The following is a 23,695-nucleotide window of genomic DNA, read 5'->3' as shown; positions in this document are numbered from 1 at the left end:
TTAATTATATGCCTTTCTCGTCCACTCGGCAATGCATGACAGGCAATTGTCAAATTATGCGGAATAAAAGAGCCACCTCACAGCATAAAGCTGTGTAGATGGCTCCCCTTGTTCATTCATTTATTCATTCATTCATTTATTAAACGGTTTATGTCATTTGATTAACCCGTATGTTTATCCAAGCTTGCGGCTTTTCCCGATCCATCTCCATGCTCGCCTTCCACTTTGCTGCGGCCCGACAAGAACCAGCCAACAACAGCAATCAGGACGAGTACGATGTAGAAGGTCGCTTTCCATACAGAGCCTTCTACAAAATCATGCGACAGCCAGTGGATGGATGGATGCGCCATCGTATGCACGGCCAGCTTAACGCCGACCCAGCCGACGATAACGAATGCTGTCAGCTCCAGCGCGGGACGGGAATGCAGCAGCTTCACGAAATAGTTCGCCGCGAAACGCATAATGACAAGCCCGATAAAACCGCCGAGGAAAATAACGATAAACTGTCCGCCGTCCATGCCGCCGATTTGCATCAGACCGCTTGGAGGCAAGGCCACTGCCAGCGCTACCGCTGCCAGAATAGAATCGATCGCAAAGGCGATATCAGCGATTTCGACCTTCAGAACCGTCCACCAGAAGCCAGCTTTGGAGTTTTTCTTCTCCTTCTGCTCCTCTGTCTCCTCTTCCTCTTCGGCCTCTTTGGACCTTCGTAAAAACTTAATGATATTGCTTATTGAAATAAATAAGAGATACAGCGCTCCGAGTGCCTGAATTTGCCATACATTCACAAGCAGCGAGATAACGAACAAGGAGGCTAGACGGAAAATAAATGCGCCGAACAATCCGTAAAACAGCGCCTTCTTCCGGCTTTTCTCATCAAGATGTTTAACCATTACAGCTAGCACGAGCGCATTATCTGCTGCCAGCAAACCCTCCAGAACAACCAAGACCACTAATACCCAGCCATATTCCAACAGCAATTCCAACGTTGTCTCCTCCTTCTAAACGACCGTGACATGTTTCTGATAATCAATTTCCAGAAACTTCTCTACTTCCGTAACCCAGCGCTCCTCAACAAACTTTACATGCATTGGATGCGCATTATAAGCTTCATAATCCTCATTGCTTTCGAATACCATGGAAAAGCCGAAACGATAATCGTTTTTAGGGCTTACCTGCAAATACACCTCAAAATCGCGAACGACCGGAATCGAACTCAAAATGGTACGTCCATCCTCCAGAAAGCGCTGCTCCTCATCGGAGCCCTCCGCGTGCTTCAAGCTAAAAATAACCGAATGCTGAATCCAAACACCTGACATTTTTTCTCCTCCTTATCATGTTCCGTTTCTATACCTATTAACCACATTTCTCCTTCCTTGTACGTGGCATGTACGGCTCGCGTTTCAAAAACAAATCCATTTCTAGAGACTTATTTTTAGAGGAAAATAGTCCCAGTGGGCTTGTCCCTATGTTGCACCGCACCTATAATAGGGTAAGCATTTCCAAGCATTAGATATGCGTACGACCATTTTTTCAAACCAGAACAGGAGAGTGGCCTATTTTGAAAAAGCTCACGATAGCTGTAGTTCTTGGCACGACGATTGTTGCAAGCATGGCAACAGGTGCTTACGGCGCAACGAAGCTGCAAGAAATTAAAGCTTATTTGAATAAAGACATTGCCTTTAAGGTGGATGGCAAGCCTGTGCAACTGCGGGATGGCAATAATAATACCGTTGTTCCGATTAGCTATAAAGGCACAACCTATCTTCCAGTAAGATCAATTTCCGATGCGCTTGGCGTTGCGGTTGACTATGATGGCAAGACGCAATTGATTCAGCTTGGTGAAAAAGTAGAAGGCGTTTCCATCTCAAGCTCCTTGACCACCAATACGTACCGCACGAAAGATTCTGCGCAAACAACCTATAACGGCAAAGATTATAAAGAAGCCCTATTTGATAATGCAGAAAGCTCCCGTTCAAGCTCGTTTATTTTGGAGCCTAAGAAAAAGTACCAAAAGCTGTATCTTCAAATCGCAGCCGTTGGGCAAGACTTGGGCAAGTTAACGGTGAAGGACACGGGTACGGATACGATTTTGAAAACGACAGAAATTAACGTGGCCGACGGCCTTGTCACGGTTGAAGTGGATATCGGCGGCGCAAACCAGCTGTACGTTTATGCCGATGCCAAAGAGGACGGAGCTGTATTCGTTCCGCTCACAACCTCCTATTACAAATAAAGGGTCATAAGAAAAACGCCTGTGGCGTCCTTTCTATTAGACGCCATCGTTTTGGCGAAACGGCTGTCGCCGTCCTTTGGCGGCAAAGCTGCCGTTTCGAGGGTGAAACTTATAAATCCTTATATTTTAAACAAGCCTCTAAATACGCTATTGCAGCGTATTTAGAGGCTTGTTTGTCGGTATGCTGCTTTTTTGTCTCTTTTTGGCGAAAACGCAGCCTTCCGAAGCAGCATCTGTCTTTGTTCCACCACACGAATATGTTATGATACTTTCATCATATACAGCTGGGAGCCGTTCATCGTGAGAACAAAAATGCTGCGAAAATTCAAATATTATTGCTTGCGCCTGCTCCGTATAAAAAAAAGCGACCATGTCGTTGCGCTTGGCAGCGTACTCGGTTTTCTGCACTGCTGGTTTCCGACTTTTATCGTCGGACTGCCGATCTCCCTGCTGCTGACTCGGCTGCTTCGCGGCAATTTGGCCGCCTGCGTTATTTTTTCGACGATCGGCTCTTTTACTTGGCCGGGACTTTTTTATTTGAATTATAAAGTCGGATTTTGGCTGAATCGCCTCGTCGGCGCTCCAGCCGCCAACCATCCCGCCCATATGGCGCTTGCGCCGCCGGTTACGCATAAGGTCGGACATTTTGCTTCCTTCGGCCATTTGGGCATGAATTTTCTGATTGGCTCCATCGTCAATAGCATTGTTTTTTCCTTAATCGGCTATTTTGTCATCCGCTTTATCCTCAATCGCTATAGACCCACTCTAATTACCAAGCTCAAAAGCCAAGGCAAAGGCGTTCGCCGCAGTCTATCTGTCGGTTAAGAACACCTCCGGCGGTGATTCAGCCTTATTTCGGCATATCGGCCAGCCAGACCGCTCCCAGCTTGCCCACTGAATCGCTCGGCCAAGCACTGTCGTTCCAATAGATGGGCTTGCTTGCGCCGGACGATCCATCTATGATTTTCACCTCAAAACCAATTTCCCGCCCATTTGAGCCCTTGACTGCTTGCCAAGGAATGACCGTTTCCACCATATAGCCAGTGGCAAGCGCTCTAGTTACATAAGAATAGCTGCCCTTTTGATGATTCAGACGAGGGAAAATCAGCCGGCTTGCTTCTTGTGCATTATCGCTGCCCTCCTGCCCATTTTCCTGAACATACAGCTCTACCTGATCAGCGTCATCGCGGGTTTTGTCCGCTACAATGACCTGTACATAAAGATTTGTCCCATCCCATAGCGTCTTAAAGCTCGTCTTCTCGTTGCCCAATTGCGTAAGCTGAGAGGAGACCGCTTGATCCCAAATGGGATCGGCTGTCTGCTGCACTCTTGGCGAAGCCCTTAGAGCAGCCGTCCGGCTTTGTGGATCTGACGGCAGCTGGGACGAATCTGCCACTCCCCAATAAGCTGGCTTAGCTTGCAGTTCCGTATCAAATAAAAGCGCTTGATTGTTGTACGTCTTCTCATCCTGCACACCCCAGAAGGTCACAGATGAGATCGATTTGCTGTATTTTTTATAAAGCTCCAGCAGTTCCTTGTAACGGTAGGCCTGCTGTACCGCAATCGCCTCCGGTATTGCCGTGCCGAAGCTGATCCGGGTATCAATATCCAGCTCCGTAATTTGAATGTCCAAGCCGAGCCCAGCATACAGCTTGATCGTTTTCTCGATCTCCTGCGCCGATGGCGACTCCAGCTTATAATGGGATTGCAGCCCTACGCCGTCAATCAGTCCTTTGCTCTTCAGGCGCTTAAGCAGCTGATAAATCTCCTGACGCTTCTGCGGCGTTTCCGTACCATAATCATTGTAATAAAGCTTGGCGGACGGATCGGCGGCGCGAGCAAACTCAAACGCTTTTTCAATGTAATCCGGTCCTATCGTTTTATACCATGACGTTTGGCGAAGCCCGTTTTTATCGCCGCCGGTGTCCGCAATCGCCTCATTCACGACATCCCATGCATACACCTTGCCCTTGTAGCGCTTCATGACCTTCTCGATATATTGCTTCATACGCGATAGCGCCAGCGTTCGGCTAGCTGGCTTGCCATTATTGTCCCAATACATCCATTCCGCCGCATCCGTATGCCAAATCAGCGCATGGCCGCGCACCACCATATCATTCGCCTGTGCAAAACGGACGTAACGATCGGCTGCCGCGAAGGCATATTGCCCCTGCTTCGGTGCCAGAAATTTCGGCTTCATCTCGTAGGTTGCGGTTAAGCTGTTGAAATGCTTTTTGAGCAAATCGCCATAAATGCCTTCCATTTGCCACGGATATACCGCCGCTCCAATCGTAAAATCGTCTTTATAAACCTCCTTTATTGCCGGAATATCGTCCTCTATCGCCATGTCAGAAATAACCGCAATCGATACATCATCCACATAAAAAGCTGTCGTATCAACTGTATCATCCGTTATGTATGGCGTTTCCAGGTACAGCTTCAGCTCGGATGGGGTGTCTCCATGAAGAAACGTTCCCTTGAGCTCATGCCACTCTTGCCATTCCTCCTTCTTGATTGTCATTTGCTTCAGCGGGCTCCAGCTTGCCGCCCCTGAATTTTTATAAACGGTCAACTGCATCGTTATATCTTTGGCAGGCTTTTCCTTCAGCCTAATGTACGCCGATATTTCATATTCTTTATTAGGGAGCAGCTGCTTCCTAAGATCGAGCATGGGGCCATTGTAGGTTCGCTTTCGCCCCTCTACCAGCATGCTCCCGCTGCCGGTGTTCGCCTCTTGCTTGCTGAGGCTAAGCTTCTCATGTCCGATTCTGGCTTTCCAGCCTTGCAGGCTGCCATCTTCAAAATCGCTGCCGAGCACAATCTGTGGAACCTTGTCCGCGATAACAGCATTGGAGAAGGGAATGGCCGCGCCTATGAAAAGCGACATCACCATCCATGAAGCCAATATTCGTTTTTTGAACTGCATTTTTTTCCTCCTTCTAGTCGTTAGAGACTGCGACGAAAAAAGTACCGCTAATTTCCTCGCAGCTCCTTAGCATCGGGTTATTCCCCTTGGAGCTTGGGGTAAGTTACTATTATAAGATAAATGATGCAACCAGATGGGCAAGATGAAAGATTATTAACCTGAGGAGGATGAATTTGCTAAAGGAACGGGTTGAGTTTTTATGTAAAAAACGCAGTTTAGCGCGCAAGGATTTGGTCGAGGGGCTGGTGACGCAAGCGCATTTCGCCAATATTTTGGCGGAGCGTTATCCGTTTGCCGACGATTTGGCTAAGCTGATTGCTGCCCGCCTTTCCGTCTCGCCCGAGTATTTAACTCAAGCCGCCTTGCAGGATGAGGTCACGCTTGAGCGCGCTGAGGAGATTTTCACCCGGCTGTCGCAGCCTGTTCCAGCGCTGGCTGAGACTGATGTCAATGAGCTTGATGACAAAAATGACGCGCTGACGATTGAGCTGACTACCGCTTTAATGAAAGCCGTCTATTATCAACAGATAAATAATGGCGATGCTTATGAATATATTCACCGTACTTATCTTCACTATTATTTAGAGAAGTTTGGGCGTGAGGATGACCCGGATTTGCCCATTCCGCTCAAAAAGGCGCTATTTTTGTATAAGATTCAGCATTACCGCTCCAAAAATCAATATTTTGAAGCATTAAATAACAGCCAGCGTTTAAGCACACTTGTGGAAAAAGGCTCGGAAATTTGGTTAACGGTGCAAAACTTTTTAATGGAAGCCTCTGTTTACAGCAAGCAATATGAATCGGCTAAAGCGATTTATGAGCAAACGATGCAGTATGTGTACAGCGAACGGCTGTATCATCGATTATCCGGCCAGCATCTGGCCTACAGCGGCTGCTGCTTTGCGATGGGACGTTATGAGGAAGCTCTGCTCGCTTTGTCGATGGCGGAAGCCCATCTCGTCTATACGCCTAGCCCTGGCGACCTGTTTCCGTCCATTATGAATAATCGCATCATTATGCTGACGCACCTCGGCGAGCTGGATAAAGCATCCGATGAAATCGCACGCTTTGAAGAGCTCGCGCAGCAGGAAACGGACGAGATGAAGCAGCTGCTTGCGCCGCTTCTACTGATCTATCGCTGCGAGGTGGCCTTCGCCTCCAAAAACTGGGGCCTGCTCTCGCAAGGGCTTAGCTTGCTTGCCAGCTACCCGCTGACGGAGGATCAGCAAAGGACCGCCGTTTTTTATGAAAGCCAGCTTGCCCTGTCGAGCGATAAAAGGGAAGCTTTTATAGAGGCTGCCCTATCCTGCCTGCCCTATTTCGAGCAGACCCAGCAGACGATGCGTCTGGAGCAGCTTTATGAAACGCTCGCTGTCGCCTCCGAAGACAGTCGCCGCTACAAGGAATCAGCGCTGTATTACCGCAAATTGGTCTATTTATTGCGAAATAAATAGGCGAAGCAAGAAGGCATCCGCAGCGAATGCCGCAAAACAATGGGCGATGTGGCTCATTGAATCGCCGAAACGGGCTGTTTTTTTGCTCAAAGCGCCTTCCGGCACAAAAAAACGACCCATTTTCGCTGCTCAAGCATCGTTTTTTAAGATTTGTTTACATGTGCCCGATTGTATTGAAAGGATTTCCAGTCTGCCTCATACTTAAATTAAGCTACAAAATACGATGAAAATGAGGTGTTGTTATGTTTAACTTATTCGGAAAGAAGAAAAGCAAAGAAGAGGCTTTGGAGTATGCGGATAAGAAGCTTAACAAGGGGTTCACTGGCATGATGATGAAAGGTTTTGTCCCTAAGGAGCATCGTGACATGATGAATCAAAGCCTCAATCAAGCCAAGCAGGCGCATATGGCGTCCACTGGCGCAATTCCTATAGCCGCAACTGCGACCGTGCTTTCGATTACCGATACAGGCAAGCTCGTCAACTTTGATCCGATTGTCATTCTTGCACTTAACGTCACCGAGCCAGACGGTCGCAGCTATCAGAAAACGATGGAAACCCTCGTCTCCAAGCTGCAAATCCCGCGCCCCGGCGATCTAATCGGGCTTGGCCAAAACCCTGCTAATCCTTCCGAGCTGATTTACATGGGCTTGCTGACGCCTTAGAAAAGGACGAAGGGGGAACCCGCGATGCATAAATGGATGAGATGGATTGGCATTTTGCAAATGGTCGCTCTTGGCCTGTATGCCGCTATCGCCAACTATATTTGGCAGGACCCTTTTTATTGGCTTGGCATGCCGCTGTTCATTCTCTTAATGGCCAAAGGCTTCGGAATCATTATATTGTCGAGGCTGTTTCCTTTCAGAATGGGGCAGCCTATGCCAAAGTGCTGAATGCCACCCCGCTCTGCAGCACGCCGAACGACAAGCTCAAGCTGCGGCTGGATCTGGCGATAACGAAGGCGGACGGGGACACGTTTCAAGTGACCATGACGAAGGAGATAAGGGATACAATGCTAGCCCGTCTGCAGCCGGGCACAGTCATTAAAGTTACCTATTCTACGTCTGATCCGTCTAAAATCGTCCTCGCCCTGCCAGCAGATGCCGCTGATTTAAAGCAAACGTTTGGCTTCTAAATCAAAGCCTATTTAAGCACCTTAATCGATTCGCCAGCCAGCGCCAGCAGCTCCGCTTTCGTTAACTTCTTATTCCCGAGATCTGTAAGCAAATAAAAAGCATCCTGCTTCTCGTCGTACCACTGGGCATAATGATAGTTGTATTTCTCGCTAATAGTCCGCTTATTATATATTACTTCTATTCCTTCTACCTTGATCTTCTCGGCATTTTGACCGGAAGGCAGCAATAAATATATTTCACCGCCATCCAAAGGGTTCTTGGTTAATTCCGATTTATAATGCCCCTTGGTATAAACCGCGCTTAACACGCCCGATTTATTCCATGGCACAGCTTTCATGAACAGCTTCTTTCCATCTGCTCCGGCAGCAGCCTGTGCCTTCAGCTCCGACAGCACTTGCTTATAGGCTGCCGTCTGCTTGTCCGCATCGGTACTAGGAATATAAGGAGCTACTTTGCCGGAAACAAAGCTGTAGCCGCTCAGCTTCTGGGGCAGCAGCTGCGCGCCAGTCCGATTTGCCTCCTGTTTAAAGGCGGCATAGGTGCCCAACCGCTTTTCTTTGTAGGTGTACAGTGCCTCATCTTCTTTCCCTAACACATAAAAAGCAACCAGCTCGCCCGGCTTGGCAAATTTTTGGGCTTTATTTAAATAGTTTTGGTACGCCTTGTTGTCTGCACTGTCTGTTTGCGGCGTTATTTCCTCGATCGTCTTCACCTTAATTTCGCCAGCCGAATTGCGAATTTCAATATACTGGCTTGCCGCATAGGCACTAACCGATAGCAAGAGCAGCAGCATGAGTGCTCCGCTGAATGCCGTCGTACGCTTCATTACGGGGCGCATAAAGGACGTCTGTCCCTTCCTGCCTGACGCAGCTTCCCCTGTAATTCGCTTCATTACCGCTTCAGTGACATCGATAGCTGGAAGTCCTCCATTTGCTGCGGCTCTGCTCGTTATATCGTTGTATTCATGATCGAAGCGGATTCGCTCCATGCCTCTTCCCCCTTATTTTGCAGCTGCTGTTTAATTTTTTGCTTAATGCGGCTCATCCTCTTTTTCAGCGCATCCGGTTTTTTTCCCATAATGACACCAAGCTCGGCATACGATTTTTCCTCAAACACTCGCAAAACAAGCAAATTTCGCTCCTCCAGCGACAATGCTGCAAGAGCTGCCGCAAGCGCAGGCGTATACAGCCGATTGTCCAGCTCCTCTTCCGCGCTTGCAGCCGTCATCTCGCTCGGACGAAACAAACGCAGCCACTGCTTTTGCAAACGCCGCCTTCGCAGCAAATTCAGGCAATGATGATAGGCAATACGGTACAGCCACGCCGAAAAATGCACCTTGGGCACATATCCCGCTATTGCCTCATACGCTTTGACAAAAATATCTTGAACCGCATCCTCTGCGTCCTGCCGATTCGCCAGCATCCGCCAGCAATAATGATATAGCGGCTGCTGAAAAGCTTGTACAATCGCAGCGTAATGCTCCGTCTCCCCTGCTTGAACAGCGCTGATTAGCCGTTCCAGCTCCGATGCTTCCAATTGATTATAATGCGTTGTGAGCACCTCCTTCTTGGTTTGTATACTCTCTAGAACACCTGACACCAAAGAAAGGTGACCGCAAGCTGCATTAATATTTGCGTTTGTTTCCTTTTTTCACAAATTCCCAATCCACTTCAATATTTTTTCTCACCCGCTGAAGAAGCTGCAAGATGTTATCCGCCTCTTCCGTTGAAAATCCAGCTAATGCAACCGCATTGGAATGCTCCCCTTCGCGCTTGAGGAATGGATAAACGGCTTCGCCTTTTTCTGTCGGAAACAGTTTTTTAATTTTTTTATTGCTGTCATCCTCTTTTTTCACGATAAAGCCCTGCTCCTCCAGCCTCTGGATAGCCCGGGCAGCAGTCGTGCGATCGACCTTAATCATTTCCGCCAGCTTTTCTTGGATGATGCCTGGATTTTCACAAATGCGCACCACATATAAATACTGCCCTTTTGTCAGATCAAATTGTTTAAATTCAATGTTGCTGATGGAATCCAAAGCCCGAGCAATCATGCCGATTTCACGAAGAATATCTTTCATTGGTCTCATTTCCCCTCACTTTTTCTTTTTGTTGCATTTACAACAAAATTCAATTCATTTATACTATTAAAAAGCTTTAATGCTAGCACTTATACCTATACAGAAAAGGAGTGAGACATTTGTATTCAAGCATTATACAAACTCAAGCTGATTTAACCATTGCTTTGCAAATCCGCCAGCAAGTATTTGTCGAAGAGCAAGGCACTCCCTTGCAGGATGAATTTGATGAATTCGACGATTTTGATGCGCTGAAGGAACGGGTACAGCATATTTTAGTTTATTATAACGAAAAACCGGCCGGAACTGGGCGTTTAAGAACGGTAGATGGATTTGCCAAGCTTGAGCGCATCTGTATTTTGCCCCCGTACCGGCAATTTGGGCTGGGAAAAGTGATCGTGCAAACTTTAGAGGAAATAGCCAAGGGGCTCGGATATGGCCGATTCAAATTGCATGGACAGCAGCAGGCAGAAGGCTTTTATCATAAGCTGGGCTATGAAACCGTCTCGGACCTATTTATGGAGGACGGGATTCCGCATGTATTAATGGTAAAAGGATTAGCTGCCGAGGGCTCAGGAAAAGATGGGATAAAGTGAAATATTTCTTTTATACGACAGGCATTTTAATGATGTCTCTGGGCATCGCCCTCACGATTGAATCGGGCTTTGGAGCATCGCCGTTTGATGCGCTTCTGGTCGGCCTAGCCAACCAAATCGGGCTTACGGTGGGCAGCTGGGAAATGATTATTGCCCTTATCATGGTTGGCGGCAACTCGCTATTATCCAAAACAAGGCCCGAATTTAAAGGCTTGCTTACCGCTTTTATTGCCGGCCTCGGCATCGATCTGTGGCTTTATGTGCTGCAAGCCTTCACCCAGCCGGAGATGTGGCTAAGCAGGCTGCTGTTTCTGGGATTCGGCTTACTGATCGTTGGAGCAGGCATTGCCTGTTATTTGCAGACGCAGGTCGCGCCCATTCCTATGGATCACTTAATGCTTCTGATTCGGGATAGGAGCGGCATGGGCATTCTGCTTTCCCGAACGTTGATTCAGCTCTTTTTCTTATTGATGGCCTTTCTATTTCATGGGCCCATAGGGATTGGAACGTTATTAACCGTCTGCCTAGGCGGTGCAATCCTGCAGTTTTTTATGCCGTATGCGGCAAAGCTGATTCCAGCTCACAAGAGCAGCAGTTCTTTCCAATAAGCTTTTTTTGACGAGCCTTTAAAACAAAAAGCCTAGAAGCGCATGTGCCGCGCTTCTAGGCTTTTTTTATTTCTGTTAGCTTATGAATTCCCTCCCATGCTCGCTTAATCAACCCACCGTATGCTATGAATCTGTTCATCTGAAAAGCTGTAGCTATCTTTTATTTGACGGGAAAATAACGCATGCTGAAGGTTTGCTCCTTCAAAGCTTGTCCGGCCAAAGGTCGCTCCAATGAAGCTCGCCCCTTCCAGATCTGCATGATCGAAACGCACGCCCATCATTCCCGGCCTCCGATGATCTCTCGGCTCATGGCCGCGCACGTAATCAAACACGGCTCCTCGCAAATCGGCATGGCGAAAATCTGCTTCCGGCAGCGACGAATATCGAAAATCCGACTTGGGTGCAAGGCAGCCATTCCATCTCGTACCCATCAGATCACAGCGCTGAAAGCGGCTCCCCTGCAGATCGCTGCCACTAAAATCCGCATACCGCAAATCATTCGACTCCGCTCGCACCTGGGGCAGCTTTAAATTACGGTAGCATCCATAAGCAATGCTGCTTGCCTTGCTCTCTTCCAGCCGCCTGCGAATTTCCTTCACATCCTGCAAGCCTTGATAATCGACCAGCACATCCTCGCTAAGATCTGTATATTCGCCAATGCTGATACGCAAAGCGAGCTCTCGTTTAATAGACTTATATTCCTCCAGCATAATGGCTTCCGGCATCGCTGCCCGCAGCAGCGCAACCGCAAATAAATGGTAACAGCCCACTGCTTTCAGCATCATCGCTTCAAATTCTGTAGACTTGGCACATTCCCCGTATCCTTCGTACGATTCGGTCATTTCCTGTATAAACGCCGGCAGCGAGTGATATAGCCAAGCGGCATCATATTCCTCAAACAGCGGCGCCGAGTTCTCATACCATCTTTCCGAATACGCTTCAATGAAATAACAGGAATGATCCATCATCGACCTGCGCAGCAAGCAAAAATGGATAAGCGAAATCGGGCCTTTTTGATCCGAATCCTGCATTTCCCTAATTCGCAAGCAAATACGCTTGAAGGTTTCCAGAAACTGATTGATCCATTGCTCCTGATGATGCTGAAGCTCTTCTTCAATCGCAGTCATCTTCTGATCCAGCGCCGGGAGAAATTGATGCTCATAAAAATATTGCACGATATTCTTGTTATTCATCTTCACACGCATCCTTCCAATAACAAGGAATTCCACCCTATAATTAACTTCGGATTTCGTGCGGGAAAACTTTAGTTTTTAGGGCAAAATGCCCAGAAAACTTCAAATTTTCTTTTTTCAAGGATACCTCATATTAACAGTTACCCTAAAAATAGTATGATTAAATCACTAATTTTCGGGGTGTTTACTCCCTCCACATATTGCTAAAATACTAAATGAAAGCGCTTTACAAAATCGATAACTCCACACCTTATGCCAAACTAAATTTTAACAACAATAAATATTATTTATTCAACAACTCTTGGGGCAGCTCGGGCATTTCCGGCTGGTGGCAGACCGTTTATCATAACAGCAATACGAACTTTGGATATGTGTGGAACTGGTCAACTACAACAGGCGGCGTAAAAGCTTTCCCTTTGATTGTAAGCGGCTGGCACTGGACAGAAGGCTATACACCGGGCAGCGGACTGCCGACGCGGCTCTCTGACAATAAAGCGATTAACAGCGGAGTAACCTATTCTATTGATCCTGCCACGAATGGCCAATATAACAATGCCTATGATATTTGGCTGCATACCACAGGTACGGCAACATGGTGCAGCACGCCAACGGATAACTTCACCATCAATGTGAAAAATTTTACCGATTATCTCGTTGGCAAAAGCTATTTCCCAACAACCCGCTACGTCAGCAGCATAGAATATGGCACCGAAATTACAAATGGCAGCGGCCAGCTTAATTATTCGAACTTCTACGCAAACGTTCAATAACCTTTATCATAGAACGAGCAAGCGGCTCTCTCGTCCCCCCTAATACGGCGCAGAGGGCCGTTTTGCTGTGCTTGGCCGGGCTTATGTAAATAAGGGAATCAGGGAGTTTTAAAACCATGGTAGAATGTGTCCACGACCAAGGCTGCTGCGGATTTTCTAGCAATATCCCCGCTTACGACTTGCTGCCATGTCAGGAACAGGAGGGAATACAGGACATTCACAATCCAGTTCTTATCTACATCATGGCGAAAATAACCTTTTTGCTGCAGCAAGCCGATTGCATGCAGCACGGGCTCCCTCAGCTTTAGATCTGCTCCAATAATCTCCTCGTTGTAATTAATGGTTGTATCATGGGCAATGAAGTGAAGCTTATCCCCTAATGGGATGAGCGCTTCAATGAGCATCGGGATGTAGTTTTCACAGTTATCCTCATCGAGCCGAATGTCCTTCATAGTTTCACTGACGACCTCGATTGCGCGCAAGCCCAAATAAATCATCAATTGCTCCCTGCTTTCCACATACCGATGCAGCGTAGCGATCCCGATTCCTGCCGAATCTGCAATTTCATTCATCGACGCATTGGGCTTCTCTATAAGCAGCTTGGTTGCTTCATCCAGAATAGAGTTAAGCCTCGATTGCTTGATCGATGACATTTCTGTTCTCATATTTGTTCACTCCTTGGAGAGAATTATGGTGTAATGGATTCATTGTCCAATCATATGGTAGGAATATTACATTGAAATTATAACATAAGCACGAATGCGGCTGACTGTTCCAAAATTGAATCCGCTCCCTGCTATAGATGGCTTAGTCTCAACTGAAAAGTCTCCCCGGAGAAATGGCTTGCTGCAGCGCTATCTCCAGGGATGACGCTTCGGGTTTAGCTTTCATTGGTCTTTACATCATACTGCCGTATGTTAGGACACGGTTGGCTTGGAATTGCCGGCCCATACATCCTTTACATACCGGCTTTCCTCCTCTAACTGTTCGAGCCAGCGGTCGCCTGCTTCAGGCCCTGCTCCATGCCTTTTCTCATACGCAGCCTTTAATGTCTCCTCCACAGCAGGGGCCATTTGGCTGCCGTCCCCACACACATATATTTTGCCACGCTGCTCTATTAGATCCATCAGTAATGAAGACACCTGCTTCATTAAATCCTGTACATAGGTTTTGGGTTCACTAGGCACCCGCGAGAAAGCGGTATGAAGCTTCACAACACCCTCCTGTTCGAATTGGATCAGCTCATCTCGATACAGGAAATCCATTTCGTTCCTGCACCCGTAGAACAGATGGGCTTCACCGAGTGCCACCCCTTGCTGTTTCAAGACGGATCTCGCCTGTAAAAATCCTCTGAATGGAGCAACGCCCGTTCCTGGACCGATCATGATGATTGGCGCAGCTGCTTCTTCTGGCAGTCCAAACCCGGATTCTGGCGTCTGTACAAACATGAGAACACGGTCGCCTGGTACACGATCAGCCAAATAAGTAGAGGCGACTCCCGCATACTCTCCTTTGCCGCTCCATGCCGGTTCCTTGACGACGCCTACCGTAATGCTAACCTCTCTCGGATGGAGCAGAGGAGAGCTGGATATAGAGTAATACCTCGGCTTCAGCGGAGGCAGCAATTCCAGCAGCCTGACAAAAGGAAGCTCGCAGGCCTCATATTGTTCAATCAGCTCCAGCATCGTTACTCTATTGCCTAAAATATACTGGGTGTAGCGCTCATCCTCCATCATGGCCTCCAGCTCACGACGATGGGGCGGACAAACGGTATGAATGGCCAATTCCTGCAGCTGAGCACGTGTGACGGGCGCCTGAAGCTCCACACAGGACTTGATCAGCTCACGCACGTTGACGGATCGTTCTAAGGGCAAATGGGTCAGCTGTGAACCGCCCTTGCTCAAGCAAATCATTTCGCTGCCATCCATGCCAAACCGCTTCAGAATGCGGTCTACATTTATGTCCCGGTTAAGCGGCAGCACACCGATGTGGTCGCCCTCGCGATAGCTGATGCCTTCGGGAAGAAGAAGTTCGATGTGGCGCGTGCTTCGTCCACTTTCAGAGGCTTGCAGTTCCCGGTTGTTCTGAACAGTCGCATAGGAGGCCTGATAGGTTTTTTCGTAAGGCACTTGAGACGGCCCCTCAACAAATTGCAGCTGAAGCGTACTTGGATTGGCCATCTCCATGCGATTCACTTGTATGCCAAGCTCATCCGTAACCGCCCGCCACATCGCATCCAGCCACTCCTTGACCTGCTGTTCCATATCGCCCCCTGCATCGACTTCACCTCGGGATACAAGTCTTTTGGCACCTAAAGCATCCAGCCTCTCATCAATAAAGCGCGGGATGCTCTGGTACGTTCCCGACCAAGTTCGGTCTCCGCAGCCTAATACCGCATATCGAACGCCTTGCCCTTCAGTTGTTCCTGCTTCTTTCAGCCAATCCACGAATGCCGATGCATTGTAAGGCGCCTTGCCGTTGTATGAAGCCGTAACGATAATCGCAATGGCTTTGCCCGGCAATCTCCCACTCCATTCATTGAGTGGCGCCACCTCACTATGAATTCCGTAACTAACAGCTGTACTCGCGATCTGACGGGCAATACTTTCCGATGTACCCAGGTTTGAGCCATATAAAACAAGCAGCGATTCATTGCCGCTCGATGTTCCGATTATGGCCGGTCTAGTCTGGTCCGCAGCAACAGATCGTGAATCTCCAGAATTGGTCTCTGCTGCGTCTGTTATTCCTACGGTTCCTCTCGTGGATATCTGCTGACGGGGTTTAACCCGAATCTGGAAATCACCAGGCTTCAGTGTCAGAGTCTGCTTTACATCCAATATATAATTGTCGTAATCGATTAAGTCGAAATGCTTTAGCACCATGCCCAGTACTAATGTGGCTTCATAGAGGGCAAACTGCATACCGATGCAGGCGCGCTCTCCATTTCCAAAAGGCTTGTAAGCATGATGGGGAACCTTGGCCGGATCTTCGAATCGCTCAGGCCGGAAAAGATCTGCATCCTCTCCCCAAGCAGCCGGATCACGATGAAGCTGAGGCAGAAGCACGCTAAAGCTCTGTCCCTTTGCAATGGGATACTTCCCGCCAATGACCGTATCCTCCCTTGCATAAACGTCAAATCCTGGTGCTGTCGGCCACAATCGCAGCGATTCATTTAATATTAATCGGATGTAATTAAGCTGAAGAACCTCCTCATATTGCGGGGTTTCACTTGTCAGCACTCGGCCCACTTCTTCCTGAGCCTTCAAAAGCACTTCCGGATTTTTCAACAGAAAATATATCGCGAAGGATAACAGCCCGCTCGTCGTCTCATGACCAGCAATTAGAAAGGTAATGATCTGATGACGAATGTTTTCGTTGTCCAGCATCTCTCCGGTTTCCGGGTCCTTGCCTTCCAGCATGCGTGCCAGTAAATCCGTCTGTCCCGGCTCGGAGCTTGCCTTTCGTTCGGCGATGATCTTATCCACGAGCGTGAACATCGTTTGAATATCCTCTTCAAACCGGCGTTTTGTTTTGATCATTAACATATTTTGAATTTTCATTCGGGAGCCTCTGAGCATCGCTTCGTTCAAGGCGCGAACCATGCTTTGGACAAACGGGGCATGATCTTCCCGATAAAAGCTGTTGAATCGATAATTGAACCCGCACAGTCCAATCGTATCCAGCGTCAATCGGGTCATATCATCGGCTACATCGACGGAGTCTTGCGGATTTAGCCGTGCCCACTTGAGGATTAACTGTTCGGCGATGTCGATCATCATGGAATGATAACCCTTCATCGCCTGCTTGCTGAACGTAGGAAGCAGTATGTTGTGCGCTTTTTTCCAGTTCGGCTCATGCGTCCAGCTAGTAAACAATCCGTCGCCGCCGAAGGCGCGAACGTTCTGCAGCTCGTTGTATACATATTTGTCAAATCGGGTCACATCGCATACCTCAGCCACGAGCTCATGGCCTGACACGATTAAACTGGATAGTCCTGGTGCAGTAAATTTAAAAATAGGTCCGTACTTATCTGCCAATGCTCCAAGCGATAAGGTTGGCGAGTCTATGTCAATCAAAGGCAAATTGCCGAGCGGACCATACGTTGGGGGGTGGGGAATAGAGATTTTTTCTTTCATCTTCTATCATTCCTCTCTTCATGTGTTCAACAGTTTTCAAACATTTGTGGTGAAGGGAAGCTAGAGCGCGTAATCAAACGTAATCGAGCCGGCTCCAGATCGTATTTAGTGCCAAACTTGTTGCCTCCATGACCGGGAAAGTCTCCCCTCATGAACGTGAGCATACTTACCGAATGGCAGCTTCAAGTTCAAGTTCATCGGTTCAGCAGTTGACTCCCTTCACAAAAATAGACTTGGCGGACACAGCAGCCGTTATTTCAACTGAATCACGGGTTGCGGCACTGGATGTGGACTCAGGAGCCGCTAATACGCTGTAAATGGCTATATTGACGGGATAATGAGAAACATAACGGATTTCCTGTCCACTTATGGCCTGAAATTGGATCAAAAGCCAAAATAGCGGAACCACAGTCCTCCAATCAAGAAGTGGGCGCCCCTAGCTGTGTAGTTTCAGCATCACTTGTAGGCTGAAGTTCACCAGCCTTGAAGTGTCAGAAGAGATGGGTCTAATACTTGATCGGCATTGAAAAAACCTAAGACAAATAATATTATCAATTGATAGCAAAAACTATCATTTGATAATATTATAATTCTTTTATTTTTAATTTTCAACGTTAACTACATTTTAATTGGCTTGTCTTTGGGGCAAATCCATTCAACGAGAAATATCCCGAAACATAAACAAAACATAAACTATGCCCTCTCCGCTCCCTATTAAGACAAATTGGTTTGGTTAACCTAGACAAGCTAAAAAAGCTTTGCTCACTTTTAGATACAAGTAAGCAAAGCTTTTTTAGCTTAGGTTTTGATTTCTCCAAATCATATTTCTTTAGATCAACTTTCAATTAGCTCAGCCCAGACGTATTTTGCAGCACGATACGGTAGCCGTCGGGATCGGCGATGGTGATGCCTTTTTGCTTCCAATAAGGATTTTCCGGCTCCACCTCGGGGTAGCCTAGCTCCAGCAGACGCTCTGCTATTAAGAGCTGCTGCTGACGTTCCTCAATGTAAAATACGAGCAGATTATCCTCAGACGGCGGGGCAAGCGGCGGCCCAGAGACATGCTGCGTAAACTCCAAATGATAGTCCGCCCCCGGCAGACCGAACATCATGCCGTCGTACCCGTCATGCCCCTCGAAAGAGCCAACTCGTTCCAGGCCCAGCCCCTGTTCATAAAAAGCAGCCACCTTAGCCAATTGGTTCGTCGGCCTTGCTACTCTGAACTGTACGGCTGGCATCGCGCCAGCCCATTGTTTTTTGCTCATGCTGCACAACCTCCTTTATTTTCTTCGCTTCCAAAAAATATCCGCTTCTAAACTTTCGCAGCATTCGGTGCTGAACCTTGCGGACGAGTCGTCTCTGGCGCGAGCCGCTGAAATACATAATGCGTCAGCAGCAGTCCCGTCATGCCCATTACAAAAATGATTAATGCCATGTAGCTCGAATGCAGCACGGCACCCAGGCTAATGCCGATAGCTCCGAAGGCTCCGGCGAACTGTCCCAGCAAACCGTTGACCGCAAGGTAGGAGCTTCGCGCATGATCCTTCACAATGCCGGCCAAATAGGCTTGTCTAATCGGCGTGAACATAAGCTCGCCAACCGTCGCTCCCAGCATCGATACGATAAGCAGCCATACAGAATTGCTGAAGCCGACGATCGTAAAGCCAAGCGTGTACAAAATAACGCCAATATACATAATCCGTGCTGGGCGGAAACGGCGGACAAAGCTGGCTGCCCAAATCGCGAGGCAGACGATGATAAGCGTATTCTCTACTTGCAGCAGACTGACAAGCCGAATGCCTGTCAGCTCGAAGGTGAAGTTGTCCAGCATGGGCAGCTGCTGGGGCTCGAACTCTTTTTGCAGGCGGACGCTAATGTAGTTGTACAAGTGGATTTCCAGCGAGCGAATAAGCATCCCGCCCACACTGTAGATAATAAACAGCTTGTCCTGCGCTACCAGCTTGTAATTCAGCACCATATTGCGAATCGGGCCATTGCTGCTATATTGCAGCCTGCTTTCCGCATCTGGAAAATGGGTTTCCCGAATTAAAAATAACGTCAGCATAAGTGTAGCCAGACTCGCCAGCCCCATAATCATAAACAGCTCGGTCCGGTGCGTCGCGAACAGAAAGCCGCCGATCGGTGCGCCAATCGAAATCGACAAATTGATCGCCCAGAAATTAATGCTATAAATAAAAGCGCGATTTTCCTTTGTACTGACGTCAATCAGCATAGCCTCGGCCGCTGGATTAAACATGCCATTGCAGAGACTAAGCAGCAGTATCATGGAAAAGGTCAGCCAAGTGGAATCAAGAAAGGACGAGTTGGCAAGCGTCATGACGAGGACGGAAATCAAGCGGATTATTTGCGCGTATGCCATCACCTTTTTTCGTCCATAACGATCTGCCATATAGCCGCCGTACAGGCTCGCTGTAATTTGCACGAGCAAATTAATGAGCAGCAGCAAGCCAGCCATTCCTGCCCCCAGCCGCTGGGTAAAATAAATCGCCATAAACGGCAAAATCATCGCCTCTACGCAGCGGGTCAGGAAGGTCGTCAAAATCCGAATTTTAATGTTGCGGTCTAGCTGCATAAACATGTTCGTTTCCCCTCTTTCTGTGTAGACTTAATTTTAGCTGGGAAAACGAGAATAAAAAGAGTAAGATTGAAATTAAAATTTCACCTTTTATGGGGCGCGCTTGCGCCAGCCAGAGCAAAGGACGGATTGTATAGGATGAAACATAAAGAGCATTATATTAGCCTGCTTCTGTCGCTGCCCGGCAAGCAGCACAAAGGCGCAACGATACCGATTACGATTGGCGAGCTGACTGAGGTGCTGAACTGTACGCCTCGCAACGTCAAGCTGGTGCTGCGCAGGCTGGTGGAGGAAGGCTTTGCGGCGTGGAGCGCGGGGGTGGGACGCGGCCATATTTCGCAATTGACGGTTATCCGCGAGCTGGAGGATGTACTGACGGAGCATTTCAACGAGCTGCTTGCTAAGGGAAAAATGAAGGAGGCCATCGCTTTCATCTCCAGCCACGAGCTGCCTCCTGCCTTGCGTGACAAGCTGCGCGCCATGCTGGAAAATCGCATGGGCTTCCAGCTGGAGCAGGCAGGTGCCGCCAATCTTGACGTGCTTCGGGTTACCGTGACGAGGAAGCTGGGCATCTTTGATCCAGCCTTTGCTTTTACCGTTACCGAGGTGTTTCTACTCGAGCAGATCTACAGCCGCCTGATCGACTTTGATTCGGCGTCGCAGCGCTTCCTGCCTTCCCTTGCCCACGCTTGGGAAAACAACGAAGATTACACGGCATGGACCTTTTATTTGCGCAAAGGGGTCCGCTTCCACCACGGGCTGCTTCTAACGGCCGAGGATGTGCGATTCACGCTGGAGCGTTTGCGGGAGGTCCATTCTCCCTCCTGCTGGCAATATGAGGATATCGTGGACATTGAAATCGTCAGCGATTATTGCCTGATCTTCAGGCTGCGGCAGCCTAATCCGTTTCTGCTGCATTTTCTCAGCTGTGCGGCCATGTCGATTTTGCCGCATAATGAACCATTTTCTGAGAAAAAGATGCTTGGGACAGGCGCTTTCAAGATGGTGGAAAATGCAGCGCAGGTGCTGCGGCTTGAAGCGTTCGACCACTATTTTCGCGAGCGGGCTTGGCTTGACCTCGTGGAAGTATGGCATATTCCTTCGGATGCGCCTCGGGAGCGGCAATTTTCCTTGCCGCATTTGGACGCCGCATCCGGTGATCATGCTGCGGAAAATAATAGAGCGATGGACTCCTTGCTTGATGGCTGCCGCTATTTAGTTTTCAACTTCAGCATGCCGGGCATCCAGCATCAGTCTTCCTTCCGCCAAGCGCTGCGGCTGCTGCTTGACCGCGAGCTGTTGATTGCGGAGCTCGGAGGCAATCGCGCCGTACCTGCCAACAGCTTTCTAGTTGCCAGCAGCGAGCTCGCTTCCTATGAATCCGGCTCGCTGGCTGATGCGGAGGCGCTGCTCCGAGAAAGCGGCTATGCCGGTGAAGCCATTGAGCTGTATTACCACGGGAGGCCTGTTGAGCAGCAGGACATGCTTTGGCTGCAGCAGCGGGCAGCTGCTATCGGCCTTCAGTTGAACCTACATCCCTATGTCATTGCCGAGGTCTCGCCCCAAAAGCTCGCGCAATCTGCCCATTTGATGCTGGCAACTGAAATACTGGAAAACGATACAGAGCTAGGTCTGCTGCGGCTTTTCTATAATGAAGACAGCAATCTGAATCATTTTTTGACTAGGGAACAGCGAGAACAGCTGCGGAGCATACTTGCCCGCTATGTCAGCCTCCCAACCGCTGCCGAGCGCGCCCAAATTGTTGAGGAAGCCGAGCAGTGGCTGCGGCAGGATAATTGGCTGCTTTATCTGTACCATTCCCGGTTCCAGACGCAGCTGCCGCTAGCCCTTCAAGGGCTGGCTATCGATTCCTTCGGCTGGCTGGATTTTTCTAAGCTATGGATTAAAAAATAATAAGGGGATCTGGCAGGATTGCAGCTAGCTCTCCTCCACTATATCCGACAATTTCAATAGGTTAAGTAAATAATGATTGACAAGGGAACTTCTGGCACCTATTATACGGGCTACCTGGCTGCGGCAAAACGTCTTGGCATTACTACTGGCGTAGGCGACAATCAGTTTAAGCCGGATCACCAAATTACGCGGCAGGAGCTGTTTACGCTGCTGTACCGCTCGCTTGACAAGCTTGGCGAGCTGCCTGAAGGCAGCGCAAACACGTCCTTATCCCGCTTCAGTGATGCGAACCAGATTGCCGATTATGCACAAGAGGCTATTCAAAAGCTGGCCGATCATGAAATCATTACAGGATCAGGTGGCAAAATCAACCCTGAAACGGTCTCCTCGCGCGCTCAGGTGGCACAGGTGTTGTACAATCTCCTCTCTAAAAACTAATCGTTGAATCCAACTCAGCCTATCAAATAGGGGCAGCCTCGCTAGTAGTTAAAAACTACTGGCAGGGCTGCCCTTATTTCGATTAATCCAGCACGACCGATTTATCCGGCTGCTTCAAAAATTCGAACATCATCTTGATCTGCCGCTCGGTGTTGCGCTGCACCGATAATGGAGGCAGCGCATCCTCCGTGAAAAAACCAACATCGGTCGTCTCCGGCCCAACTGCCGCTTCTCCGCCAATAATTTCACATTCAATAAACAGGTCGTAAATATGATAAATATCTGGTGGATGCTCGTGCTTCTTTTTATCCAGCACCGCTAGCAGCCGCTTTGGCTTAACCTTAAAGCCGGATTCTTCCCAAATTTCCTTCACTGCAACCTCAGAAGGAGAAATGCCAACATCCGCCCAGCCTCCCGGCAGCGCCCACGCCTGATCCTGCTTTTCTTTGATCATTAAAATCCGCTCATCCTGGAAAACAACGCCGCGAATGCCGACCTTCGGCGTCGCATATCCCGTATCGCTGGCGAAAGTATGCTTTAGCTGTTCCCGGCCTATGCCTGTTGCAAACGCCAGCATGTCAACCGAAATAGCCCGAAGCTCCTCATAGCGCTCAATATCGAAAGCATTTTCCGAATAGGCAAGCCCATTTTGCGCAAGTGCTTGAACCCGTTTTACCCAGTCCAGCCACTGTTCATCTGACGAATGGTTCATTCCACATTCCTCCATATTTCTAAATCTGGCTTTAATCGCTTTGTCTAGCTTGCAATAAACCCTTGAATGCTTTCACAATAATATCATGAAACGCAGTGTTTGCCTTTATCATTCCCTCTAGCTTGGCACGCGGTTGACTCTAGTAAAGTGTATAGATTGAGATCGGGGAGCCGTTCCTAGTATACTAAAGGAAGTAAGTAACTTTTTGATAGAACAGGATGTGTTGACCTTGGAATGGGCTTCCCTCTTATCATTTCTAGGCGTTGCGGTGCTGCTTACCTTAATGCCGGGACCAGACAATTTGTACGTGCTCACCCAAAGCATCGCCCGTGGCAAAAAAGCAGGAATCATCACAACGCTTGGCCTATGCACCGGCCTCTTCGCCCATATTTCCGCAGCCTCTCTCGGCATCTCCGCAATTGTCTACCAATCGGCAGTTGCCTTTGCCGTCGTGAAATATGCCGGTGCCGCCTATTTGCTTTATTTGGCCTATAAAGCTTTTCGGCAAAAGCAATCGCCCCTCGCGCTTGGCACCGCCGATGAACTGGCCTATGCCTCCTTATACAAAAAAGGCATCTTCATGAGCATGCTGAATCCTAAGGTTTCCTTGTTTTTTCTTGCGCTGCTGCCGCAATTCGTCAATGAGTCAAGTGGCTATGCTTCTCTGCAAATGATCGCGCTGGGACTCATATTTGTGCTGCAAGCCATCGTTATTTTTACGCTGATCAGCATGTTTGCCGATGTGCTGCGCCGGTTTATTTTCAAACGTCCACGCCTGTCCAGCAAACTGAATATCGTCGAAGGCTCCGTATTCGGCCTAATTGGCCTTAGCATCGCCTTCAGCAGAAAATAACTAATTACGTAAAAACATAGAAAGAGACATAAAAGGGAGTTACTAAACAGTAAGCA

Annotated in this window: 25 protein-coding genes; 13 read left to right on the top strand and 12 right to left on the bottom strand. The window is 48.5% G+C overall.

The annotated features are described in order from the left end of the window. Window positions 1-161 precede the first annotated feature (161 nt). Together AC6B99_RS00900 and AC6B99_RS00895 are read right to left on the bottom strand one after the other, a co-directional pair. Complete coding sequence (locus AC6B99_RS00900) at window positions 162-986, bottom strand: TerC family protein (RefSeq protein ID WP_056030979.1); 825 nt, start codon at window positions 984-986, stop codon at window positions 162-164. A gap of 15 nt (window positions 987-1,001) precedes the next feature. Continuing rightward, the gene (locus AC6B99_RS00895) at window positions 1,002-1,319 is read right to left on the bottom strand and encodes a Dabb family protein (protein WP_494864835.1); all 318 of its coding nucleotides are present in this window, start codon (window positions 1,317-1,319) and stop codon (window positions 1,002-1,004) included. Window positions 1,320-1,561: 242 nt separating this feature from the next. Between AC6B99_RS00895 and AC6B99_RS00890 the strand changes: the two genes are divergently transcribed. Together AC6B99_RS00890 and AC6B99_RS00885 are read left to right on the top strand one after the other, a co-directional pair. After that, complete coding sequence (locus AC6B99_RS00890; RefSeq protein WP_056030985.1) at window positions 1,562-2,236, top strand: stalk domain-containing protein; 675 nt, start codon at window positions 1,562-1,564, stop codon at window positions 2,234-2,236. 300 nt (window positions 2,237-2,536) lie between these two features. Then, complete coding sequence (locus AC6B99_RS00885; protein ID WP_150131510.1) at window positions 2,537-3,061, top strand: DUF2062 domain-containing protein; 525 nt, start codon at window positions 2,537-2,539, stop codon at window positions 3,059-3,061. Between the two features lie 25 nt (window positions 3,062-3,086). Here the strand turns inward: AC6B99_RS00885 and AC6B99_RS00880 are convergent, their stop codons facing one another. Further along, window positions 3,087-5,162, bottom strand: coding sequence for an endo-1,4-beta-xylanase (locus AC6B99_RS00880; protein WP_496662536.1), 2,076 nt, complete (start codon window positions 5,160-5,162; stop codon window positions 3,087-3,089). 167 nt (window positions 5,163-5,329) lie between these two features. Between AC6B99_RS00880 and AC6B99_RS00875 the strand changes: the two genes are divergently transcribed. The 4 genes from AC6B99_RS00875 (at window position 5,330) to AC6B99_RS00860 (ending at window position 7,748) form a co-directional block, all read left to right on the top strand. Then, window positions 5,330-6,616, top strand: a complete 1,287-nt coding sequence (locus tag AC6B99_RS00875) for an XRE family transcriptional regulator (RefSeq protein ID WP_496662535.1) — start codon at window positions 5,330-5,332, stop codon at window positions 6,614-6,616. Between the two features lie 242 nt (window positions 6,617-6,858). Then, entirely contained in the window at window positions 6,859-7,278 is a 420-nt protein-coding gene (locus tag AC6B99_RS00870) for a hypothetical protein (RefSeq protein WP_056030995.1), read from the top strand. A 24-nt stretch (window positions 7,279-7,302) separates the two neighbouring features. Continuing rightward, window positions 7,303-7,506 (top strand): hypothetical protein, encoded by a 204-nt coding sequence (locus AC6B99_RS00865; RefSeq protein ID WP_155972821.1) that lies wholly within the window; start codon window positions 7,303-7,305, stop codon window positions 7,504-7,506. Further along, window positions 7,500-7,748, top strand: a complete 249-nt coding sequence (locus AC6B99_RS00860; protein ID WP_494864826.1) for a hypothetical protein — start codon at window positions 7,500-7,502, stop codon at window positions 7,746-7,748. The genes AC6B99_RS00865 and AC6B99_RS00860 overlap by 7 nt, the downstream gene beginning before the upstream one ends. An 8-nt stretch (window positions 7,749-7,756) precedes the next feature. Here AC6B99_RS00860 and AC6B99_RS00855 read toward each other — a convergent pair whose 3' ends face one another. From AC6B99_RS00855 to AC6B99_RS00845, 3 genes are all read right to left on the bottom strand, one after another. Next, window positions 7,757-8,737: a hypothetical protein gene (locus AC6B99_RS00855; RefSeq protein ID WP_496662534.1), complete on the bottom strand. Its 981-nt coding sequence runs from the start codon at window positions 8,735-8,737 to the stop codon at window positions 7,757-7,759. Beyond that, entirely contained in the window at window positions 8,698-9,309 is a 612-nt protein-coding gene (locus AC6B99_RS00850; protein ID WP_494864823.1) for a sigma-70 family RNA polymerase sigma factor, read from the bottom strand. The genes AC6B99_RS00855 and AC6B99_RS00850 overlap by 40 nt, the downstream gene beginning before the upstream one ends. Window positions 9,310-9,373: 64 nt before the next feature. Beyond that, window positions 9,374-9,826, bottom strand: coding sequence for a MarR family winged helix-turn-helix transcriptional regulator (locus tag AC6B99_RS00845; protein WP_056031006.1), 453 nt, complete (start codon window positions 9,824-9,826; stop codon window positions 9,374-9,376). Between the two features lie 119 nt (window positions 9,827-9,945). Between AC6B99_RS00845 and AC6B99_RS00840 the strand changes: the two genes are divergently transcribed. Then, complete coding sequence (locus AC6B99_RS00840) at window positions 9,946-10,419, top strand: GNAT family N-acetyltransferase (RefSeq protein ID WP_496662533.1); 474 nt, start codon at window positions 9,946-9,948, stop codon at window positions 10,417-10,419. Beyond that, window positions 10,416-11,027: a YczE/YyaS/YitT family protein gene (locus AC6B99_RS00835; RefSeq protein WP_496662532.1), complete on the top strand. Its 612-nt coding sequence runs from the start codon at window positions 10,416-10,418 to the stop codon at window positions 11,025-11,027. Before AC6B99_RS00840 ends, AC6B99_RS00835 begins: the two co-directional genes overlap by 4 nt. Before the next feature lie 104 nt (window positions 11,028-11,131). On the opposite strand, the gene AC6B99_RS00830 is transcribed toward AC6B99_RS00835, so the two are convergent. After that, entirely contained in the window at window positions 11,132-12,220 is a 1,089-nt protein-coding gene (locus tag AC6B99_RS00830; RefSeq protein WP_056031015.1) for a pentapeptide repeat-containing protein, read from the bottom strand. Window positions 12,221-12,435: 215 nt separating this feature from the next. Here AC6B99_RS00830 and AC6B99_RS00825 point away from each other — a divergent pair, with 215 nt between their 5' ends. After that, window positions 12,436-12,990, top strand: coding sequence for a glycoside hydrolase family 12 protein (locus AC6B99_RS00825; RefSeq protein ID WP_496662531.1), 555 nt, complete (start codon window positions 12,436-12,438; stop codon window positions 12,988-12,990). A 98-nt stretch (window positions 12,991-13,088) separates the two neighbouring features. On the opposite strand, the gene AC6B99_RS00820 is transcribed toward AC6B99_RS00825, so the two are convergent. Then, window positions 13,089-13,655: a TetR/AcrR family transcriptional regulator gene (locus AC6B99_RS00820; RefSeq protein WP_056031020.1), complete on the bottom strand. Its 567-nt coding sequence runs from the start codon at window positions 13,653-13,655 to the stop codon at window positions 13,089-13,091. Between the two features lie 252 nt (window positions 13,656-13,907). Then, window positions 13,908-17,126 (bottom strand): bifunctional cytochrome P450/NADPH--P450 reductase, encoded by a 3,219-nt coding sequence (locus AC6B99_RS00815; RefSeq protein ID WP_496662530.1) that lies wholly within the window; start codon window positions 17,124-17,126, stop codon window positions 13,908-13,910. Between the two features lie 173 nt (window positions 17,127-17,299). On the opposite strand from AC6B99_RS00815, the gene AC6B99_RS00810 reads away from it, so the two are divergent. Beyond that, a complete protein-coding gene (locus AC6B99_RS00810; protein WP_496662529.1) occupies window positions 17,300-17,443 on the top strand; it encodes a hypothetical protein in 144 nt (47 codons plus the stop codon). A gap of 528 nt (window positions 17,444-17,971) precedes the next feature. Here the strand turns inward: AC6B99_RS00810 and AC6B99_RS00805 are convergent. Together AC6B99_RS00805 and AC6B99_RS00800 are read right to left on the bottom strand one after the other, a co-directional pair. Further along, window positions 17,972-18,391 (bottom strand): VOC family protein, encoded by a 420-nt coding sequence (locus tag AC6B99_RS00805; protein ID WP_496662528.1) that lies wholly within the window; start codon window positions 18,389-18,391, stop codon window positions 17,972-17,974. A gap of 47 nt (window positions 18,392-18,438) precedes the next feature. Then, window positions 18,439-19,725 (bottom strand): MDR family MFS transporter, encoded by a 1,287-nt coding sequence (locus AC6B99_RS00800; protein WP_496662527.1) that lies wholly within the window; start codon window positions 19,723-19,725, stop codon window positions 18,439-18,441. 135 nt (window positions 19,726-19,860) lie between these two features. Here AC6B99_RS00800 and AC6B99_RS00795 point away from each other — a divergent pair, with 135 nt between their 5' ends. Beyond that, window positions 19,861-21,636: an ABC transporter substrate-binding protein gene (locus tag AC6B99_RS00795; protein WP_496662526.1), complete on the top strand. Its 1,776-nt coding sequence runs from the start codon at window positions 19,861-19,863 to the stop codon at window positions 21,634-21,636. Between the two features lie 72 nt (window positions 21,637-21,708). Next, complete coding sequence (locus AC6B99_RS00790) at window positions 21,709-22,074, top strand: S-layer homology domain-containing protein (protein ID WP_494864808.1); 366 nt, start codon at window positions 21,709-21,711, stop codon at window positions 22,072-22,074. An 82-nt stretch (window positions 22,075-22,156) separates the two neighbouring features. Here the strand turns inward: AC6B99_RS00790 and AC6B99_RS00785 are convergent, their stop codons facing one another. Next, window positions 22,157-22,786: an NUDIX hydrolase N-terminal domain-containing protein gene (locus tag AC6B99_RS00785; RefSeq protein WP_494864806.1), complete on the bottom strand. Its 630-nt coding sequence runs from the start codon at window positions 22,784-22,786 to the stop codon at window positions 22,157-22,159. 229 nt (window positions 22,787-23,015) lie between these two features. Here AC6B99_RS00785 and AC6B99_RS00780 point away from each other — a divergent pair, with 229 nt between their 5' ends. Continuing rightward, entirely contained in the window at window positions 23,016-23,639 is a 624-nt protein-coding gene (locus AC6B99_RS00780; RefSeq protein WP_494864883.1) for a LysE family transporter, read from the top strand. Window positions 23,640-23,695: the final 56 nt, after the last annotated feature.

The sequence above is a fragment of the Paenibacillus liaoningensis genome (assembly GCF_059609455.1).
The sequence above is the reverse complement of the archived record's forward strand: the minus strand, read 5'-3'. Positions and strand labels throughout refer to the sequence as shown.

Bases quoted from the DNA above. Each gene is read 5' to 3' on its own strand.
- AC6B99_RS00895 (WP_494864835.1), bottom strand. From the start codon at position 1,319: ATGTCAGGTGTTTGGATTCAGCATTCGGTTATTTTTAGCTTGAAGCAC.
- AC6B99_RS00830 (WP_056031015.1), bottom strand. From the start codon at position 12,220: ATGAATAACAAGAATATCGTGCAATATTTTTATGAGCATCAATTTCTC.
- AC6B99_RS00785 (WP_494864806.1), bottom strand. From the start codon at position 22,786: ATGAACCATTCGTCAGATGAACAGTGGCTGGACTGGGTAAAACGGGTT.
- AC6B99_RS00880 (WP_496662536.1), bottom strand. From the start codon at position 5,162: ATGCAGTTCAAAAAACGAATATTGGCTTCATGGATGGTGATGTCGCTT.
- AC6B99_RS00875 (WP_496662535.1), top strand. From the start codon at position 5,330: ATGAATTTGCTAAAGGAACGGGTTGAGTTTTTATGTAAAAAACGCAGT.
- AC6B99_RS00855 (WP_496662534.1), bottom strand. From the start codon at position 8,737: ATGGAGCGAATCCGCTTCGATCATGAATACAACGATATAACGAGCAGA.
- AC6B99_RS00870 (WP_056030995.1), top strand. From the start codon at position 6,859: ATGTTTAACTTATTCGGAAAGAAGAAAAGCAAAGAAGAGGCTTTGGAG.
- AC6B99_RS00795 (WP_496662526.1), top strand. From the start codon at position 19,861: ATGAAACATAAAGAGCATTATATTAGCCTGCTTCTGTCGCTGCCCGGC.
- AC6B99_RS00800 (WP_496662527.1), bottom strand. From the start codon at position 19,725: ATGTTTATGCAGCTAGACCGCAACATTAAAATTCGGATTTTGACGACC.
- AC6B99_RS00845 (WP_056031006.1), bottom strand. From the start codon at position 9,826: ATGAAAGATATTCTTCGTGAAATCGGCATGATTGCTCGGGCTTTGGAT.
- AC6B99_RS00825 (WP_496662531.1), top strand. From the start codon at position 12,436: ATGAAAGCGCTTTACAAAATCGATAACTCCACACCTTATGCCAAACTA.
- AC6B99_RS00820 (WP_056031020.1), bottom strand. From the start codon at position 13,655: ATGAGAACAGAAATGTCATCGATCAAGCAATCGAGGCTTAACTCTATT.
- AC6B99_RS00790 (WP_494864808.1), top strand. From the start codon at position 21,709: ATGATTGACAAGGGAACTTCTGGCACCTATTATACGGGCTACCTGGCT.
- AC6B99_RS00810 (WP_496662529.1), top strand. From the start codon at position 17,300: ATGGCAGCTTCAAGTTCAAGTTCATCGGTTCAGCAGTTGACTCCCTTC.
- AC6B99_RS00805 (WP_496662528.1), bottom strand. From the start codon at position 18,391: ATGAGCAAAAAACAATGGGCTGGCGCGATGCCAGCCGTACAGTTCAGA.
- AC6B99_RS00865 (WP_155972821.1), top strand. From the start codon at position 7,303: ATGCATAAATGGATGAGATGGATTGGCATTTTGCAAATGGTCGCTCTT.
- AC6B99_RS00815 (WP_496662530.1), bottom strand. From the start codon at position 17,126: ATGAAAGAAAAAATCTCTATTCCCCACCCCCCAACGTATGGTCCGCTC.